The organism is Geothrix oryzae, from assembly GCF_030295385.1.
In the GTDB taxonomy this organism is placed as follows: Bacteria; Acidobacteriota; Holophagae; order Holophagales; family Holophagaceae; genus Geothrix; species Geothrix oryzae.
Map to the genome: position 1 here is coordinate 1,326,653 of NZ_AP027079.1, position 15,356 is coordinate 1,342,008.

The window sequence follows — 15,356 nt, forward strand, 5'->3', positions numbered from 1 at the left end:
GCCTGGCTCCATCCCTCCGGGCGAGGGGCGGCGGGCGTCGCGATGCTGCGTCAGGCTCGGATCCCGTAGTACCCGCTACGCTCACCTCGCCTTCCTGGCCTCGCTCGCCCGGCGCCCCTCGCGCGGTGTCGCGGGGTTTTGTTACGACCTCTAAAGGCTCAAATTTCCAGGTAGGTGTGGAGCTTCCGCTCTTCCGTCAGCAGGGCGCGGAGGGCCTCGGCGGCATCGTTCTTGGCGCTGGCCTTGCGCTTGGTCTGGGGCCCCTGGATGAGCACATCGGGGTCGTAGTGGACGCTGCGCAGCACATGATCGACGGTGTCGCCCTTCACGATGTGCTGGATCTTGAAGGTGTCGTCCTCGTGGACCACGATGTGGGCCTCGTTGGGCGCGCCGAAGAGGTTGTGCCGCATGCCCAGGATGTCCTGGTAGGCGCCCGTGAGGAAGAAGGCCACATAGTAGGCCTCGCCGCCCCGGGGTTCATGGAACGGGATCTCGTCCCGGACATCCTTCAGATCGATGAACTTCTCCATCTTCCCGTCGCTGTCGCAGGTGATGTCGCACAGGGTGGCCGACAGGGCGGGCTTCTCCTTCAGCCGGTGGATGGGCATGACGGGGAAGAGCTGCTCGATGGCCCAGTGGTCGGGCATGGACTGGAAGATGCTGAAGTTGGCGATGAGCTTGTCCGCCAGGCTCTTGTTGAGGTCCTGGAATTCCTCGGGCACATACTTCAGGCTCTTGCTGCTGAGGATGCGGGAGAGCTTCCGGCAGACCTCCCAGAACAGGGTCTCGCCCTTGCTGCGATCCTCGAGGCCCAGATAGCCCAGGTTGAAGAGCGTGAGCAGCTCGTCCTTCTGGGTGATGGCGTCGTGGTACATCTCGGCGAAGTTCTTCACGGAGATGTTGTCCCGAGTGTAGGCCAGCTCCTTGAGGATCTGCGGCTCGTTCCCGGTGAGGGTCACCGAGTACTTGGTGTGCGTGGTGTCGATGAGGCCGATGATGTCCACCACCACCACCTCGTGATAGGCCACGATGGCGCGGCCCGATTCGCTGAGCAGGTCCGGCATGGGCACCTGCTCCTGGGTGCAGATGTCCTTGGTGGTGTAGACCACATCGGCCGCGTACTCGGCGATGGTGTAGTTCATGGAGCTGCTGAAGGTGGTCTTGCTGCCGTCATAGTCCACGCCCAGGCCGCCGCCCACATTGAGGTAGCGGATGGGCACGCCCATCTTGCGGAGCTTGGCGTAGATGCGGGTGGCTTCCTTCATGGCCGACTTGATCTTGCGGATGTCCGTGATCTGGCTGCCGATGTGGAAGTGCAGCTCGATGATGCTGTCGAGCAGGTCGCGCTTCTCCAGGACTTCGATGGCGTCGAGGATCTCGCGGGTGGTGAGGCCGAACTTGGCGTGGTCGCCGGCGCTGGTCTCCCACTTGCCCGACCCCTGGGCGTTGAGCTTGGCGCGCAGCCCGATGAGGGGCTCCACTTTCAGCTCCTTGGCCACCTTCAGGATCAGCGGCAGCTCCGTCATCTTCTCGACGGTGATGACCACCTTGCGGCCGGCCTTGCGGGCCAGCAGGGCCATGCGGATGAAGGATTCATCCTTGTACCCGTTGCAGAGGACCAGGGCCTCGGGGTGCAGGTCCAGGCTGAGGGCGATCATGAGCTCGGGCTTGGAACCGGCTTCCAACCCGTAGTGGTACTTGTTCCCGGCCCGGATGATCTCCTCGACCACTTCCTTGGTCTGGTTGGTCTTCACGGGATAGACGCCCTGGTAGCCGCCTTCGTAGCCGAACTCGATGATGGCGTGGCGGAAGGCCTCGTTGACCTCGACGACGCGGTGGGCCAGCACCTGCGGGAAGCGCAGGTTCACAGGAGTGCGGATGCCCTTCTTCTTCAGATGCTGGACGATCTCGTAGACGTCGCAACTGAGGGACTCGTCCTTGGTGGGGGTGATCTCCAGATGGCCCTTGGCGTTGACGCCGAAGTAGCCGCTCCCCCACTCCTTCACGCCGTACAAAGTCACGGCGTCCTGGACCGTCCAGTGCTTCATGGGCATCCGAGGGGCCTCCTCAAACCGGGGCGGCCACCTTTGGCCGGAAGTTCGTTTATATGGGAAAAACCCAACATTTCCAATGAAAATATCAGGCCCCGAGGATCCGGATCAGCGTGGCCCGCCAATGGCGGTCCCGGACGCGCCGGAGGGCCGTCCGCCGGGTGAGCTTCCGCCACTGGGCCGCGCCCCGGGGAAGGTCCGCCGCCGCCCGGGTGTGGAGGGGGCTGGGGCCGCCCCAGAGGGCCGGATCGCCCCAGACCGGCGCCCGGTTCCAGGGGCAGGCCTCCTGGCAGGCGTCGCAGCCCGCCGCCCAGCGGCTGCTGGCCAGGGCCGCGGCGATGTCCGGAGGGGGCTCGGCCTCGGTTTCAATGGTGTAGGTGGTGAGGCAGCGGGCCGGATCCAGCCGGAAGGGCTCCAGGGCTCCGGACGGGCAGGCCTCCAGGCAGGCCGTGCACGACCCGCATTGTTCGGTCAGGAAGGGCTCGTCCGGCGGCAGGTCCACGGATAGCAGCAGAACGCCCAGGAAGCCCCAGGAGCCGTCCTTGCCGGCGATGAGGAGGGTGTGCTTGCCCTGCCAGCCCAAGCCCGCGCGGGCCGCCAGCTGGCGCTCCAGCAGCGGCGCCGTATCCACGCAGACGCGGCCCTCCAGGCCCGGCCAGAGGGCCTGGGCGGCCTCCAGCACCCGGGCGAGCCGGGGCTTCATGACCATGTGGTAGTCGGGTCCCCACAGGTAGCGGCTCAATTTGAGGCTGTCCGGGGCCGCGCCCGGGATGGCCCCGGGCCGGGCATAGGGGAAGAAGCCCACCAGGGCCGAGCGGGCCTGGGGCCACAGGGCGCGGGGGTCCAGGAGCGTGGCGGGCCCCAGGTAGGGCAACAGGGCCCCCCGGCCCTGGGCGAACCAGGTCTCCAGGCGCGCCCGTTCGGCCTCGAAGGGGCCCCCGTCGGCGAAACCCACCCGGGCGAAACCCGCGGAAAGGGCCTCGGAGCGAAGCCAGGCCTTGAACGCCAGTGGATCCGGGTGTTCAACTGGCACGCGAAGGCCACCTCCCATGGATATCCTCACCCTCGAACTGCTCGATGTCACGGTCTTCCAGGCCCTGCTGGAATTGCGCTCGCTCCTGGCCGAACAGCCCGGGGCGGCCCTGCGCATTCTCGGCGAGGACGAGATGCTGCGCATCAATGTGGCCGGTTTCCTCGAGAAACAGGGGCGCGTGGCCCGGCTGGTGCAGCAGGGCCCCCAGTGGGAGCTGCTGGTGGCCGCGGGGGCGGTTCCGGCTTCCCTCCCCGCCAGTGCCCCGCCGGCGCCCGCCCCGCCCGCCATCCCGCCCGTACTCCTGCTCCGCAGCGCCTTCGCGCCGGGAGACCGGGCCCTGGGCCGGCGGCTGCTCCTGGAGACCTTGTCCCACTTGGATTCGGGCACTCCCTGGATGGGCCTCGCCCACCAGGCCGTGGAACTGCTCGAGGACCCCCTGGCGGTGGCGGCCTTCGAGGCGCTCCAGGCCCGGGGCATCCCCGTGCGGGTCTCCGTGGCGAGTCTCGCCCATGCCTGCACCGGGGCAGGTACCGGAGATGGAACCGGGGCCGGCGGGTTCGAGCTCATGGCGGATGCGGTCTGGCAGAAGCTGCTGGCGCGGGGCGGGGTCACGGTCCTGTAATCGCGGTAGGCTGGAAGCGGAGCCGACCGTCCGCCATGAACCTGCCCAACCTCCTGTCGCTTGCGCGGATCCTCATGGTCCCGGTCCTGGTCGTGGTCCTCATGACCAAGGTGACCAACCACGAGGTCATCGGCGTGCTGGTCTTCTGGGCCGCCTCCATCACGGACGCCCTGGATGGCTACTTCGCCCGGCGCTGGAAGCAGGTGACCACGCTGGGGAAGCTGCTCGATCCCCTGGCGGACAAGCTGCTGGTCTCGGGGGCCCTGATCTCCCTGGTGGAGCTGAACCTGGCACCGGCCTGGATGACCTTCATCATCCTGGCCCGGGAGTTCGCCGTGACCGGGCTGCGCGGCATCGCCAGCGAGGAAGGCATGACCATCCCCGCGGGCACCATCGGCAAGTGGAAGATGGGCTTCCAGGTGGCGGCCATCTCCTGCCTCATCCTCGGCCCGCGCCTCGACTACTGGCTCTACGACTGGACCCACAAGGACATCTTCCACCTGTTCATCCAGCTCAACCGGCCCTACAGCTTCTTCTGGGGCATGGGCGTGCTGCTGCTCTGGGGCGCCGTGATCCTGGCCATCTGGAGCGCGATGTCGTACTTCCACGGGTTCTGGAAAGTGGTAGGACCCCGCATCATGGCCGAAGATGGCCGCCTCACCGGGCACAAGGACTCTGAATGATCCGCAAATACCTCGTCGCCGGCCTGTTCACCCTCCTTCCCCTGGTGGTGACCGTCTGGATCCTCAAGGGCATCTTCACCGCGCTGGTGGGCATCTTCCGGGGGCCGCTGACCTGGCTGGCCCACGCGATCCAGCTCCCCGACCCCCCGACCTGGGGGCTGGCGCTGTTCTCGGCCCTGGCCACGGGCCTGCTGCTCCTCCTGGTGGGGGCCCTGGTGGGCAACTTCGTGGGACGCCAGCTGCTGGACTGGCTGGACGAGCTGATGATGCATGTCCCCGTGGTCAAGACCATCTACGGCGCCACGCGGCAGCTCATGGGGGCCATCCAGTCGGGGCAGGGCGGCAGCTTCAAGGAGGTGGTCCTCGTCGAGTGGCCGCATCCGGGCTCGTTCACGCTGGGCTTCGTGGCCCATCGGGACTGCTCCTGGGCCGTGGCCGGCGGGGAATCCATGGTGGCGGTCTATGTGCCCACGGCCCCGAATCCGACCTCGGGCTATGTCGTGATGATCGAGACCACGAAGGTCCGTCCGGTGGATCTGAGCGCCGACCAGGCGCTGACCTGGGCGGTGAGCGGCGGCGTGGTGGTGCCGGCCCGGGCTCCGCGCGGCACCGGACGGGTCCCGGAGCAGCCTTGAGCGCCCTCCAGGGCAGGCGCCTCCTCGTCACGGGTGCCGGGAGCGGCATCGGGCGGGTGGCGGCCCGGCTGTTCAAGGATCGCGGGGCGGACCTGGTGCTGGTGGGGCGTCGCCTCGAGACCCTTCAGGAGACCCTGCCGGACGCGCAGCATGTCGCCTTCGATCATTCGGACGAGGCGGCGGTGGCGGCTTTCGCCAGGGACTGTCCAACCTTCGATGGACTCTTCCTGAACGCGGGCCAACTTCTGACGGGCTCGGTGGAATCCACTCCGATCTCGGATTTCGACGCCATGATCGCCGCCAACCTGCGCGGCCCCTGGCTCATGGCCCACCATCTGGGATCGAGGCTGAAGGATGGCGCCAGCGTGGTGCTGGTGGGGTCCAACATCGGCCTGCGGGCCATCCCCGACAGCGCCGCCTACAGTGTGGCTAAGGCCGGCGTCCACATGCTGGCGAAGGTGCTGGCCCTGGAGTGGGCGCCCAGGGGCATCCGCTGCAACGCCATCGCCCCGGGCCCCATCCGCACGGCGATGGTGGAGGCCCGCCTGGCTGCGAGCGCCGACCCCGCGGGCGACCTCGCGGAGCTGTCCACCGTGAATCCCTTGAAGCGCCTGGGCACGGAAGCGGAGGTGGCGGCCCTGGCCGCACACCTGCTGGGCGGTGAGAGCGGATGGACCACGGGGACCGTGATCCCGATCGACGGCGGGGCGGACGCCGTCTTTTAGGCCCGCGTTGCTATTCCACGAAGTCCAGGTCCCGGCCGTGGGTTTCCGGCAGGCCCCACAGGGCGCCGAAGGCCAGGGCGAAGCAGACGAGGCCCACGGCCCAGGCGGATCCCACCAGGCCCAGAGAGCTCCGGAAGGCCAGGAAACCGCCGGTGATGAGGGGGACGGCGCCGCGCACGAAATTCGGCACGGTGGTGGCGACCGTGGCCCGGAGGTTGGTGCCGAACTGCTCGGCGGCCACCGTCACGAAGACCGCCCAGTAGCCGGTGGCCAGCCCCAGATAGCCCGCCAGCAGGTAGAACAGCCCCGGCGTCAGGCCCCGGACGGTGAGGTAGACGCCGACGCCTGCCAGGGCCCCGGCCACGAACCAGCCGACGACTTTCTTGCGGGTGTGGCAGGCCTGGCTCAGGAAGCCGCTCAGGACGCTGCCGAGGGTGATGCCCGTGTAGCAGAAGGCGACCGCGGTCCCCGCACTCACGGGGCCCGTCACCTTCAGCACTGGGGCGAACTCGGGGGAGAAGGTGATGAGGATGCCCACCACGAACCAGGTGGGCAGGCCGATGAGGATGCAGCGGACATAGCGCCCCAGGCGGCCCCAGTCCGTGAAGAGGCTGAGGAAGTCGCCGCGGGTCACCGTGGCCTCGTGCGTCTTTGCGAACATGAAGCTCTCGCGGATGCCCACCCGCAGGAAGAGCAGGGCCACGCCAAGGCCGCCGCCCACGGCGTAGGTGATGCGCCAGGGGAAGAAATCCCCCACCAGCTTGGCCGTCACGGCGCCGAAGATCCCCACGGCCGCCACGATGGCCGTGCCGTAGCCGCGAAGGTCCTTGGGAAGGATCTCGGAGACCATGGTCACGGCGGCGCCCAGTTCGCCCGCCAGCCCCAGGCCCGCCAGGAAGCGCCACATGGCGTAGGCCGGCACCGACTGGACGAAGGCGTTGCCGAGGTTCGCCACGGAATAGAGGGCGATGCTCCCGAAGAGGGTGGAGAGCCGCCCCTTCTTGTCGCCCAGCACGCCCCAGAAGATGCCGCCGAGCAGCATGCCCGCCATCTGCCAATTCAGGAGGCTGGCGCCGACCTCGATCTGCAGGCCGGGCGGGACGCCCAGGGCGGTCAGGCTCGGCTGGCGCACGATGGGAAAGAGCAGCAGGTCGAACATGTCGACGAAGTAGCCGAGGGCGGCCACCAGGACGGTGAGGTTCAGGACGGAGCGGAGGCGCGTCGGGTTCATGGTGGCTTCATTGAATCACGGGGACGCGCCACACTGCTTCCGAGGTGCCCATGACCGACAGCCCCTGGCCCGCGCCACCCCAAGGCACCTGCGGCCTGCCCCCCGCGCTCGAAGTGGAAGTGGCCATTCTCGGCGCCGGCATCCACGGCGCGGCGCTGGCCAGGGAACTGACGCTGCGGGGCGTCTCCTGCGCGCTGGTGGACAGGGGCGAGGTGGGCGGCGGCACCAGCCAGTGGTCCAGCCAGCTGCTGCACGGCGGCATCCGCTACATGCTCACGGGCGACATCCGCCAGATGCGGGAGGGCCTTGCCGAGCGCGCCACCTGGGCGCGCATCGCGCCCCACCGCTGTCGCTGGGAGGCCTTCTGGATGCCCCATCGGTTCGGGCTGGAGGGCCTGGCCCACCGGATCGGCATCGGGCTCTACGACCACTGGGGCGCGGAGCGCCCGGGTTGGCCGCCGGCGCTCCATCTGGGCCATGTGCCGCGGGCGGCCTTCGAGGCGGATCCCCGCAGCATCCAGGGACCCTTCCGCGGCGCCACGGCCTATGCCGACCTCATGACCTGGGATCGCGAGTTGACGCGGGACCTGGCCGCCTCCAGCGGGGCGCTCCGCCTCGACTTCCACGAACCCGAAGGCTTCGAGGACGCCGGCGCGAGCCTGAAGGCCCTGCGCCTGCGGGACCGGAGGGACGGGACGGCCCGCCGGCTCGCCGCGCGCCGCTGGGTCTTCGCGCTCGGGCCCTGGACGGACGGCGCCATGGCGCAGTGGTTCGGGGAAAGCCGCAAGCGGCTGCGCCTGTCGTCCGGCATTCACCTCTGGTTCGACGCGGTCCCCGGCTGCGAGCGGCCCTGGGCCATCCGCCGGCCCAAGGGCCGCATCCTCTTCGTGATCCCCCGGGACGGGATGCTCCAGGTGGGCACCACGGAGCGAGAGGTGGACGACGGATGGGTGCCTATCCTCGAGGCCGAGCGGGCGGAGCTGTTCGAGGCCCTGGGCGCCTGCCTGCCGGCCATCCCCTGGCGGAGCCTGCCGGTGCGGGCTGAGGAGCTGGGCGTCCGGCCCCTGGTGGCCGCGGGCGGAGTCACCACCCACTTGAGCCGCGAGGCGGTCCTGGAGCGGCATGCGCGCTTCCAGAACCTCACCCTCGTGCTGGGCGGCAAGCTCACCACGGCCCGGGCCCTCATGGATCACCTGGCCACGGACCTCACCGGGATCCGGTGCGAAGCCTCCAGGACCGAGCCTCTGCGGCTTTGGGATGGACAGCCGGCGGAGATCCGGTAGAATCATTCCTTCAGTGCGGTCCCGTAGCTCAGCTGGATAGAGCATCAGACTACGAATCTGAGGGTCGGGCGTTCGAGTCGCTCCGGGACCACCACTTAAGCCCCCGTCAAATCGGGGGCTTTCTTCTATCCAGCCTTCTGGTCAGATGCCTCCTGGGCGGCCGAAGGCGAGGAGGCCCCGGGGTGGTCCGGGCGGACTGGCTGGCAGGTCCGGGAGATCCAGGGTGGATCCCGGCATAAGCCCCTGCTCGAGCACCGCCAGGAACAGCTCGGAAAGCTCGGTGGCGGCGCCTTCCACATGACGGGAGGCCTCGACCAGCGTGGCTCGCGAAACCCGTTTCGCATGCTTCAAGCGGTAAAGCAGATACCAGACCGTGAACCTGCGTGTCTTGGTCTGGATCCTGGCGAGGAGATCGTTGCGATCAAGCAGGTGGTCGTTCGCCGGCCCTATCCGCCCGCCGAGGAGGCGGATGAAGAGGCCCCAGCGATCGGGCCAGTCGGAGGCCAGCCTCCGGGTGTAGTCCTCCAGGGCCCGGGCGACGCTCACGAAGTCCGGCGGCTTCAGCACCGAGAGGCGGTCCGTGATGAGAGGGTCACGGGCCACCAGGTAGCCCGCCACATCCCCTTCCAGGTTGGGCCGCAGGTCATAGGTGTGCTTTGAGAACAGCCATGGCACGGCCCGGGCCATCGGGTCCTCCAGGCGCTGCAGAATCAACAGGCCCGCCGCGCCACCGAGATCGCCCAGCCAGGTGCTCAGCTCTAGACCGGTACCCCCCTGGCCCCATAAGGGCAGACGCGAGGGACCGAGACGGGTGCGGGCCTCCAGACCGACGAGGGCGTGGCCGGCATCCAGCCAGCGGTCTCTGTGCCACACGACGGCTGCATCCTTCAGGGCCCGGACCAGGGAGGTTCCCAGCATCGGAGTGGGATCGGGAGGCGGGCAACTCTGCAGATAGATGCTGAAGCCACAGGTTCGCATCCAGCTGCTCCGCCGCTCGAAGTCGAGGCTGTGGGAGGTTCCGTAGTAGAGGCCTCGAAGGAGACGGATGCGCTGGTGGGAGGTCAGGCCGTGTCGCTGAAGGCGGTCAGCGGCCTCGTGCAGGAGGTGGATCAGGGAGGCCAGGGACGGCTCGGCGGACGGGGGAGGGGCGATGTGCGGCCTTCCGAGGCCGCTTGCCACGGTCGGGAATCCGGAGCGGGGATCAGGCCCGACGGGCACGGGGACTGGCTTGGCAGTCCGCTGGGCGAAGCTTCCACGGGGCATCAGGGGCATTCCGGCGCTTCCGGCTCGCCTGCGCCCCACCTGGGTTTGAAGGTGCGCTCAGTTCGTTCGGCCGACCTCAGCCGACTTGCGTGGGCCTCCAGCAAGTCGCTTCTCGTGAGGATGCCGACGAGCTTGGCGTCTTCATCCAGGACGGGAAGCCGGCCGACTCCCTCCCGCACCATGTGGTTGGCCGCCTCCCGGATCGAATTCCCCTCGAACGCCACGGCCAGCTCGCGGTGGAGCAGGTTGCGGAGGGCCGATTCAGGGGAGCAGCTGGATTCCAGCAGATCGCGGCGCGTGAGCACACCGATCACGGTTCCGTCCCCCTCCACCACGGGGAAGCCATGGTGGGTGGAGCCATCCGCCCCTGCCTCGAGCCACCGCCTCGTGGCTTCAAGGCTCTGGGCTGCGTCGAGGGTCACGATCTCTCTCGAGGCCGCTTCCTTCACCAGGATGTGGTCCAGGAAGTCGGCGGAATACTCTTCCGGGACGCGGAGGCCCCTGCGGGTCAGCTTCTCCGTCATGATGCTGTTTCGCATCATCAGGGCCGAAATCCCGTAGGCGGCGGCGCACCCGCCCAGGAGGGGCAGCAGGCCCAGGGGCTGCAAGGTGATCTCGAACGCGAAAACGGCCGAGGCGAGCATCGCCCGCGAGGCTCCGGCGAAGATGGCTGCCATCCCGACCAGGGCGCAGATTCCGGGATCCACGCCGACCTTCGGAAGCAGGGATGCGACGAGCCCGCCCAGAAGGCCGCCCAGGGCGCCGCCGATCGTGAACAGGGGCGCGAGTGTACCGCCCGAGGTGCCGCTTCCGAGGGCGATGGCCCAGGAAAGGAACTTGGCCAGGCACAGCATCAGGAGGGTGCTCCCGACCAGCTGCACCGAGAGGATGGCCTGGATGTTGTCGTAACCGACGCCCAGGGTCCGGGGGACGAAGTAGCCGATGCCCCCCACGGCGAGCCCTCCGAGGGCAGGCCACCACATCCAGTGGATGGGAAGGTGCTCGAACCCATCCTCGATCCAGTAGACGGCCCGGGTCACCCCCACCGAGGCGACGCCCACCACCGCGCCGATGGCGATGTAGATCGCGAGGGAGAGGCCATTGGGGGTGGAAAGGAGGGGCATCGGAAACACCGGCCGGATGCCCACGAGGGAATAGCGGACGGCGGTAGCGGCGACACTGGCCAGGGCCACGGGGATGATGGACCGCGGCCGGAGCTCGAACAAGAGCAGTTCCACCGCGAGCAGCACGGCGGAGACGGGAGATCCGAAAGTCGCCGCCATGCCCGCAGCGGCACCGGCCGCCAGCAGCGTCTTCCGTTCGAGCGCCGTGGTCGGGAGCAGCTGCCCCAGCAACGAGCCGAGGGCGCCGCCAGTGGCGATGATCGGGCCCTCCGCGCCGAAGGGGCCGCCGGTGCCAATGGCGATGGCGGCGGAGAGCGGCTTGAGCAGGGTGATCCGGGCCGGGATGCGGCTCTCGTTGAGCAGGATCTGCTCCATCGCCTCGGGAATGCCATGGCCCCGGATGGCCCTGGAGCCATAGCGGGCCAAAAAGCCGATGAGGATCCCGCCCAGGACGGGCACGAAGATCACCTGCCAGCCGAGGTGATGGCCGGCGGGAGAGGTGAGCTCCGTCGAGATCTGATGATGGAAGGCCAGATTGGTGACGAGGCCGATCAGTCTGACGAGCAGTTCGGCGAGGTACCCCGCCGCCACGCCCAGCCCGATGGCGAGGAGCCCGATGAAGGCGGCCCGGCCGTCCATGACCGCGGTGACGAGGGGAATCCTGGCGTTCTGGAGGGAGGGTTCCAGGCTCGGAGAGACGGGGAGCCCGTCACCGTGGATCCCTTGGGATGGGGCCCGGTCACTCATGATCGCTCTTCCTTCCCGTTCCCTCGCGCGCCGGTTCTTCGAAGAACATGGGCTGCTCTCCGGTTCCGGAGGGAGCGATCCGGTCCAGGAGCTCCGCCAGCAGCCTCCGGTCATGGATGGAGAGGTCCGTGATGCTCTGGATCAGGAGATCCTGGACGGCCGGTGGCGTTTTCTCGGCGAGGCGCTTTCCGCCCCGGGTCAGGCTGAGCTCCAGCCGGCGGGCGTCCTGGCTGGAGGTCTGTTTCTGGACGAGGCCCTTCTCCTCCAGTTTCCGGACCACGACCGAAACTGAGCTCTGGTCGGTGGCGGTCCGTTCGGCCACCTCCCCCAGGCTCATGCCCGGCTGACTGCGTAGGGTCTGGAGTACGAACAGCTGGGCCGCGCTCAGCCCGAATTGCTTCTCGCAGGACACGGAGGCGCGGCGCAGGTCCCTGACGATCGCCCGCAAGGACTGGAGGATCCGGCGGGTGGTGATGTCGGCGGCTGGAGATGATGATTGGGATCCCATACAATTGGATACGGTAGCAGATGAACGGCTCCCGCGACAGCACCCGGGTTCTGGACCCGGGGCGAGGGTGGCGGGCTAGGATGGGGCTGCTGGGCGAACGGACTTGGGGGCGCGGATGAGCATGCATCTTTCAGAGTGGGCTGCCGCCTATGTGAACCTGGTGCTGGCGGTGGGGCGCCACGACCCCCATTTCGTGGATGCCTACTACGGTCCGCCGTCGTGGAAGGAGACCGCCGAGGCCGGGAGTCCACGGACCCTTCCCGAATTGAGGGCCGAGGCGCGCCGGATCCAGGATGGGGTGGCCGCCGCCACACCAGCCGATGAACTCCTGCGCCGCGACTATCTCCTCGGTCAGCTCCAGGCCGTGGCGGCCCACCTGGACCGCCTCGCGGGTCATCGCTTCAGTTTCGACGACGAGGCCGAGGCGCTCTATCAAGTCCGTCCTCCCGGCATTCCACAAGCGGTCTTCGAGTCGGCCCTGACCCGGCTGGACCATCTCTTGGCTGGCCCCGGCACGGTCCAGGACCGATACCAGGAGGCGCGGGAGCGGGTTCTCATCCCCGGCGATCGGGTCGATGCCGTCTTCCAGGCGGCCATCGCGGAGGCCCGGGAACGCACCCGGGCCCATGCGGTCCTGCCGGCCTCCGATCATTTCCGCGTGGAGTATGTCACCGGCAAGTCCTGGTCGGCCTACAACTGGTACCAGGGGAGGGGCACCTCGGTGATCCAGGTGAACCTGGATTTGCCCATCGCCATTGACCGGGCCCTGGATCTGGCGGCCCACGAAGGCTACCCGGGCCACCATGTCTACAACGCCCTGCTGGAGCAGCGCTTCGCCCAAGGACCGCCGCAGGGGCGGGGCTGGGTGGAGTTCACGGTCTATCCGCTGTTCTCGCCCCAGTCCCTCATCGCCGAAGGCACCGCCAACTTCGGCATCGAGGTGGCCTTCCCGGGCCGGGAGAAGCAGGCCTTCGAGCGCGAGGTGCTCTTCCCCCTGGCGGGCCTCGATCCCGCCGAAGCCGAGCGGTGGGCGCAGGTGCAGGCGGAGCTGAAGGTGCTCGCCTTCGCCGACAATGAGGCCGCCCGGGGCTATCTGGATGGCCGCCTCGACCGGGCGGAAGCCGAGGCCTTTTTGGTCCGCTACTCTCTGCGCAGCCCGGCCCAGGCGGCCCAGCGCCTCCGCTTCATCGACACCTATCGCAGCTATGTCATCAACTACAACCTCGGCGAACAGCTCGTGCGCGAGTGGGTCGAGAAGCGGGGCGGCACCGCCGAGCACCCAGACCGGCGCTGGGCGGTCTTCGTCGATCTGATCTCCAGCCCCCGGCTGCCCAGGGCCCTGGGGCTCTAAGAGCCAGGTCCTCCTCTACAATGGGAGCTGAGCCTTGGAGTCACCCTGCGCCTGATCATCGCCGAGAAACCGAGCATGGGCCGCGCCTTGGCGGAGGCCCTGGGTCTGCCGGGGCGGGGGCGCAGCCTCATCGAAGGAAACGGCCTGGTGGTGACCTGGTGCGTCGGGCATCTGGTCGAGGCCCTGAATCCGGAAGGGTATGATCCCGCCTGGAAGGCCTGGCGCTGGGACCGGCTTCCCATTTTCCCCGAGCCCTTCCGCTACGCGCCCATCGAGCAGACCAGAGAACAATTCGAGGTCGTGGCGCGCCTGATGAACCGGGCCGACATCACCGAGGTGGTGAACGCCACGGACGCCGGGCGCGAGGGGGAGCTGATCTTCGATCTCGTCTACCGCCTGGCGGGCTGTGCCAAGCCTGTCCAGCGCTTCTGGACCTCCAGCCTCACGCCGGAGGCGATCCAGGCCGCCTACGCCGCCATGAAACCCGGCGAGGCCTATACCGGCCTCCGGGATGCCGCGCGCAGCCGCCAGGAGGCGGACTGGCTGGTGGGCATCAATGCCACGCGGGCGCAGACCCTCCGCATGCGCCGCGCGGGGGCCGAGGACGGCGTGTGGAGCGTGGGCCGGGTGCAGACGCCGACGCTGGCCCTGCTGGTGCGCCGGGAACTGGACATCCGCGACTTCAAGCCCCAGCCCTTCTGGACCCTGCGCGCTCGGTTCGCCCATGCCAACGGGGAATACGAGGGACGGTGGTTCAAGGAGCAGGACGGACAGACGCAGGAGCGCTTCGGCACCGAGGCGGAGGCCCGGGCCCTGGCGGCGAACCTCGAGGGCCGGCCCGGAAAGATCAAAAGCGCTACGGGCCGGACGGAGAAGAAGAAACCCGACCTGCTGTACGACCTCACGAACCTGCAGAAGGAAGCAAATAAGCGCTTCGGGTTCACCGCCGAAGGCACCCTGGGCCTGGCTCAGAACCTGTACGAAAAGCAGCTCATCTCCTACCCCCGTACCAACAGCCGCCACCTGACGGAAGCCGATGCCCTCAAGGCTCCGCAGTGGATCAAGGCGCTGGCCCAGGGGCAGCTCACGGACCTCCAGCCCTTCCTCGAGCAGCTGCGCCGGCGGTGGCCCGTGAAGCTCGACAAGCGCTTCGTCAACGACCAGGAAGTGGAGGACCACGCGGCCCTGGTGCCCACGGAGAAACCTGCGAAGGGTCTCGCGGGCGACGAACTGCGGATCTACGACCTCATCGCCCGACGGTTCCTGGCGGCCTATTTCCCGGACCGGGTGGAGGCCAAGACCACGATCATCACGGAGGTCGAGGGCGAGACCTTCAAGACCAACGGCACCGTGGTGAAAGAGGAGGGGTGGTCCGCCATCGATCCCCCCTATCGCCGGAAGAAGGTGGAGAAGGCCGCGGAGCCTGCCGAGGCGGACGAGGACGGCGACGAGGAACTCGAAGGGGGCCTGCCCGCCGTGAAGAAGGGCGAAGCGGTGGAGGTCGCCTCGCTGCAGCCCAAGGAGGGGAAGACGACGCCTCCCAAGCGCATGAGCGAGGGCGATCTCCTGTCGGCCATGCAAGGAGCGGGCAGGGAGCTGGATGATGAAGCCCTGCGCGGGGCCATGCGGGACTGCGGCCTCGGCACCCCGGCGACGCGCGCCAACATGATCGAGACCCTCATCAAGCGGGCCTACATCGAGCGGAAGCGCAACATCCTGTTACCCACGGACAAGGGCATCCGGCTCATCCAGGGGCTTCCGGCCGAAGCCCTGCGCAGCGCGGAGCTGACGGGCAGCTGGGAGGCCCGTCTGGAGCGGATGCGGCGCGGCGAGGAAACCAGAGCCGCCTTCATGACCGACATCCGGGGTTTCGTGTCTAGCGTCGTGGCTGAACTCGAGGAGGCGCCGGCCCCCCAGGTCCACGGGGCCCCGTGTCCCACCTGCGGGCAGCCCATGCGGATCATCTCCAGCACCCGGCGTGGGGACTTTTTCCATCGCTGCGCCTCCTGCAACCTCACGGAACCGGTGAAGAAGCCGGTCCTCGGGAAAGCGGCCCCCTGACAGTCAGGCCTTCGCCCGGCGTTCGGATGTTTCGTCGAT

13 protein-coding genes and 1 tRNA gene are annotated in these 15,356 nt (G+C 68.4%); 8 read left to right on the forward strand and 6 right to left on the reverse strand.

Going from position 1 to position 15,356, the window contains the following annotated elements; all coding sequences use genetic code 11:
- Positions 1 to 158: 158 nt before the first annotated feature.
- Positions 159 to 2,048, reverse strand: coding sequence for a biosynthetic arginine decarboxylase (gene speA / locus QUD34_RS06090; RefSeq protein WP_286355708.1), 1,890 nt, complete (start codon positions 2,046 to 2,048; stop codon positions 159 to 161).
- 91 nt (positions 2,049 to 2,139) lie between these two features.
- A complete protein-coding gene (gene queG, locus QUD34_RS06095) occupies positions 2,140 to 3,084 on the reverse strand; it encodes a tRNA epoxyqueuosine(34) reductase QueG (protein WP_286355709.1) in 945 nt (314 codons plus the stop codon).
- Between the two features lie 16 nt (positions 3,085 to 3,100).
- Here queG and QUD34_RS06100 point away from each other — a divergent pair, with 16 nt between their 5' ends.
- Genes QUD34_RS06100 through QUD34_RS06115 form a run of 4 tightly spaced genes read left to right on the forward strand, consistent with a single transcriptional unit; the run spans position 3,101 to position 5,749 of the window.
- Entirely contained in the window at positions 3,101 to 3,706 is a 606-nt protein-coding gene (locus QUD34_RS06100; RefSeq protein WP_286355710.1) for a hypothetical protein, read from the forward strand.
- A gap of 35 nt (positions 3,707 to 3,741) precedes the next feature.
- Entirely contained in the window at positions 3,742 to 4,389 is a 648-nt protein-coding gene (gene pgsA / locus QUD34_RS06105) for a CDP-diacylglycerol--glycerol-3-phosphate 3-phosphatidyltransferase (RefSeq protein ID WP_286355711.1), read from the forward strand.
- Positions 4,386 to 5,024, forward strand: a complete 639-nt coding sequence (locus tag QUD34_RS06110) for a DUF502 domain-containing protein (protein ID WP_286355712.1) — start codon at positions 4,386 to 4,388, stop codon at positions 5,022 to 5,024. Before pgsA ends, QUD34_RS06110 begins: the two co-directional genes overlap by 4 nt.
- Positions 5,021 to 5,749: an SDR family NAD(P)-dependent oxidoreductase gene (locus QUD34_RS06115; protein ID WP_286355713.1), complete on the forward strand. Its 729-nt coding sequence runs from the start codon at positions 5,021 to 5,023 to the stop codon at positions 5,747 to 5,749. The genes QUD34_RS06110 and QUD34_RS06115 overlap by 4 nt, the downstream gene beginning before the upstream one ends.
- A gap of 10 nt (positions 5,750 to 5,759) precedes the next feature.
- Here QUD34_RS06115 and QUD34_RS06120 read toward each other — a convergent pair whose 3' ends face one another.
- Positions 5,760 to 6,980 carry an MFS transporter gene (locus QUD34_RS06120; RefSeq protein ID WP_286355714.1) on the reverse strand — a complete coding sequence of 407 codons (1,221 nt, stop codon included), beginning with the start codon at positions 6,978 to 6,980 and terminating at the stop codon, positions 5,760 to 5,762.
- 50 nt (positions 6,981 to 7,030) lie between these two features.
- Here QUD34_RS06120 and QUD34_RS06125 point away from each other — a divergent pair, with 50 nt between their 5' ends.
- A complete protein-coding gene (locus tag QUD34_RS06125) occupies positions 7,031 to 8,263 on the forward strand; it encodes an FAD-dependent oxidoreductase (protein WP_286355715.1) in 1,233 nt (410 codons plus the stop codon).
- A gap of 17 nt (positions 8,264 to 8,280) precedes the next feature.
- Positions 8,281 to 8,357: transfer RNA gene (locus tag QUD34_RS06130), tRNA-Arg, on the forward strand.
- A gap of 47 nt (positions 8,358 to 8,404) precedes the next feature.
- Here QUD34_RS06130 and QUD34_RS06135 read toward each other — a convergent pair.
- The 3 genes from QUD34_RS06135 to QUD34_RS06145 all read right to left on the reverse strand — a co-directional run bounded on the left by QUD34_RS06135 (position 8,405) and on the right by QUD34_RS06145 (position 11,845).
- Positions 8,405 to 9,442, reverse strand: a complete 1,038-nt coding sequence (locus QUD34_RS06135) for a hypothetical protein (RefSeq protein ID WP_286355716.1) — start codon at positions 9,440 to 9,442, stop codon at positions 8,405 to 8,407.
- A gap of 83 nt (positions 9,443 to 9,525) precedes the next feature.
- The gene (locus QUD34_RS06140; RefSeq protein WP_286355717.1) at positions 9,526 to 11,397 is read right to left on the reverse strand and encodes a chloride channel protein; all 1,872 of its coding nucleotides are present in this window, start codon (positions 11,395 to 11,397) and stop codon (positions 9,526 to 9,528) included.
- Positions 11,390 to 11,845: a MarR family winged helix-turn-helix transcriptional regulator gene (locus QUD34_RS06145; protein ID WP_286355718.1), complete on the reverse strand. Its 456-nt coding sequence runs from the start codon at positions 11,843 to 11,845 to the stop codon at positions 11,390 to 11,392. The genes QUD34_RS06140 and QUD34_RS06145 overlap by 8 nt, the downstream gene beginning before the upstream one ends.
- Before the next feature lie 181 nt (positions 11,846 to 12,026).
- Here QUD34_RS06145 and QUD34_RS06150 point away from each other — a divergent pair, with 181 nt between their 5' ends.
- Both QUD34_RS06150 and QUD34_RS06155 read left to right on the forward strand, forming a co-directional pair.
- Entirely contained in the window at positions 12,027 to 13,256 is a 1,230-nt protein-coding gene (locus QUD34_RS06150; protein WP_286355719.1) for a hypothetical protein, read from the forward strand.
- Positions 13,257 to 13,313: 57 nt separating this feature from the next.
- Positions 13,314 to 15,317: a DNA topoisomerase 3 gene (locus QUD34_RS06155; RefSeq protein ID WP_286355987.1), complete on the forward strand. Its 2,004-nt coding sequence runs from the start codon at positions 13,314 to 13,316 to the stop codon at positions 15,315 to 15,317.
- Positions 15,318 to 15,356: the final 39 nt, after the last annotated feature.

Coding starts and splice junctions, on each gene's coding strand:
- QUD34_RS06120 (WP_286355714.1), bottom strand. CDS start 6,980: ATGAACCCGACGCGCCTCCGCTCCGTCCTGAACCTCACCGTCCTGGTG.
- QUD34_RS06110 (WP_286355712.1), top strand. CDS start 4,386: ATGATCCGCAAATACCTCGTCGCCGGCCTGTTCACCCTCCTTCCCCTG.
- QUD34_RS06100 (WP_286355710.1), top strand. CDS start 3,101: ATGGATATCCTCACCCTCGAACTGCTCGATGTCACGGTCTTCCAGGCC.
- QUD34_RS06125 (WP_286355715.1), top strand. CDS start 7,031: ATGACCGACAGCCCCTGGCCCGCGCCACCCCAAGGCACCTGCGGCCTG.
- speA (WP_286355708.1), bottom strand. CDS start 2,048: ATGAAGCACTGGACGGTCCAGGACGCCGTGACTTTGTACGGCGTGAAG.
- QUD34_RS06150 (WP_286355719.1), top strand. CDS start 12,027: ATGCATCTTTCAGAGTGGGCTGCCGCCTATGTGAACCTGGTGCTGGCG.
- pgsA (WP_286355711.1), top strand. CDS start 3,742: ATGAACCTGCCCAACCTCCTGTCGCTTGCGCGGATCCTCATGGTCCCG.
- QUD34_RS06140 (WP_286355717.1), bottom strand. CDS start 11,397: ATGAGTGACCGGGCCCCATCCCAAGGGATCCACGGTGACGGGCTCCCC.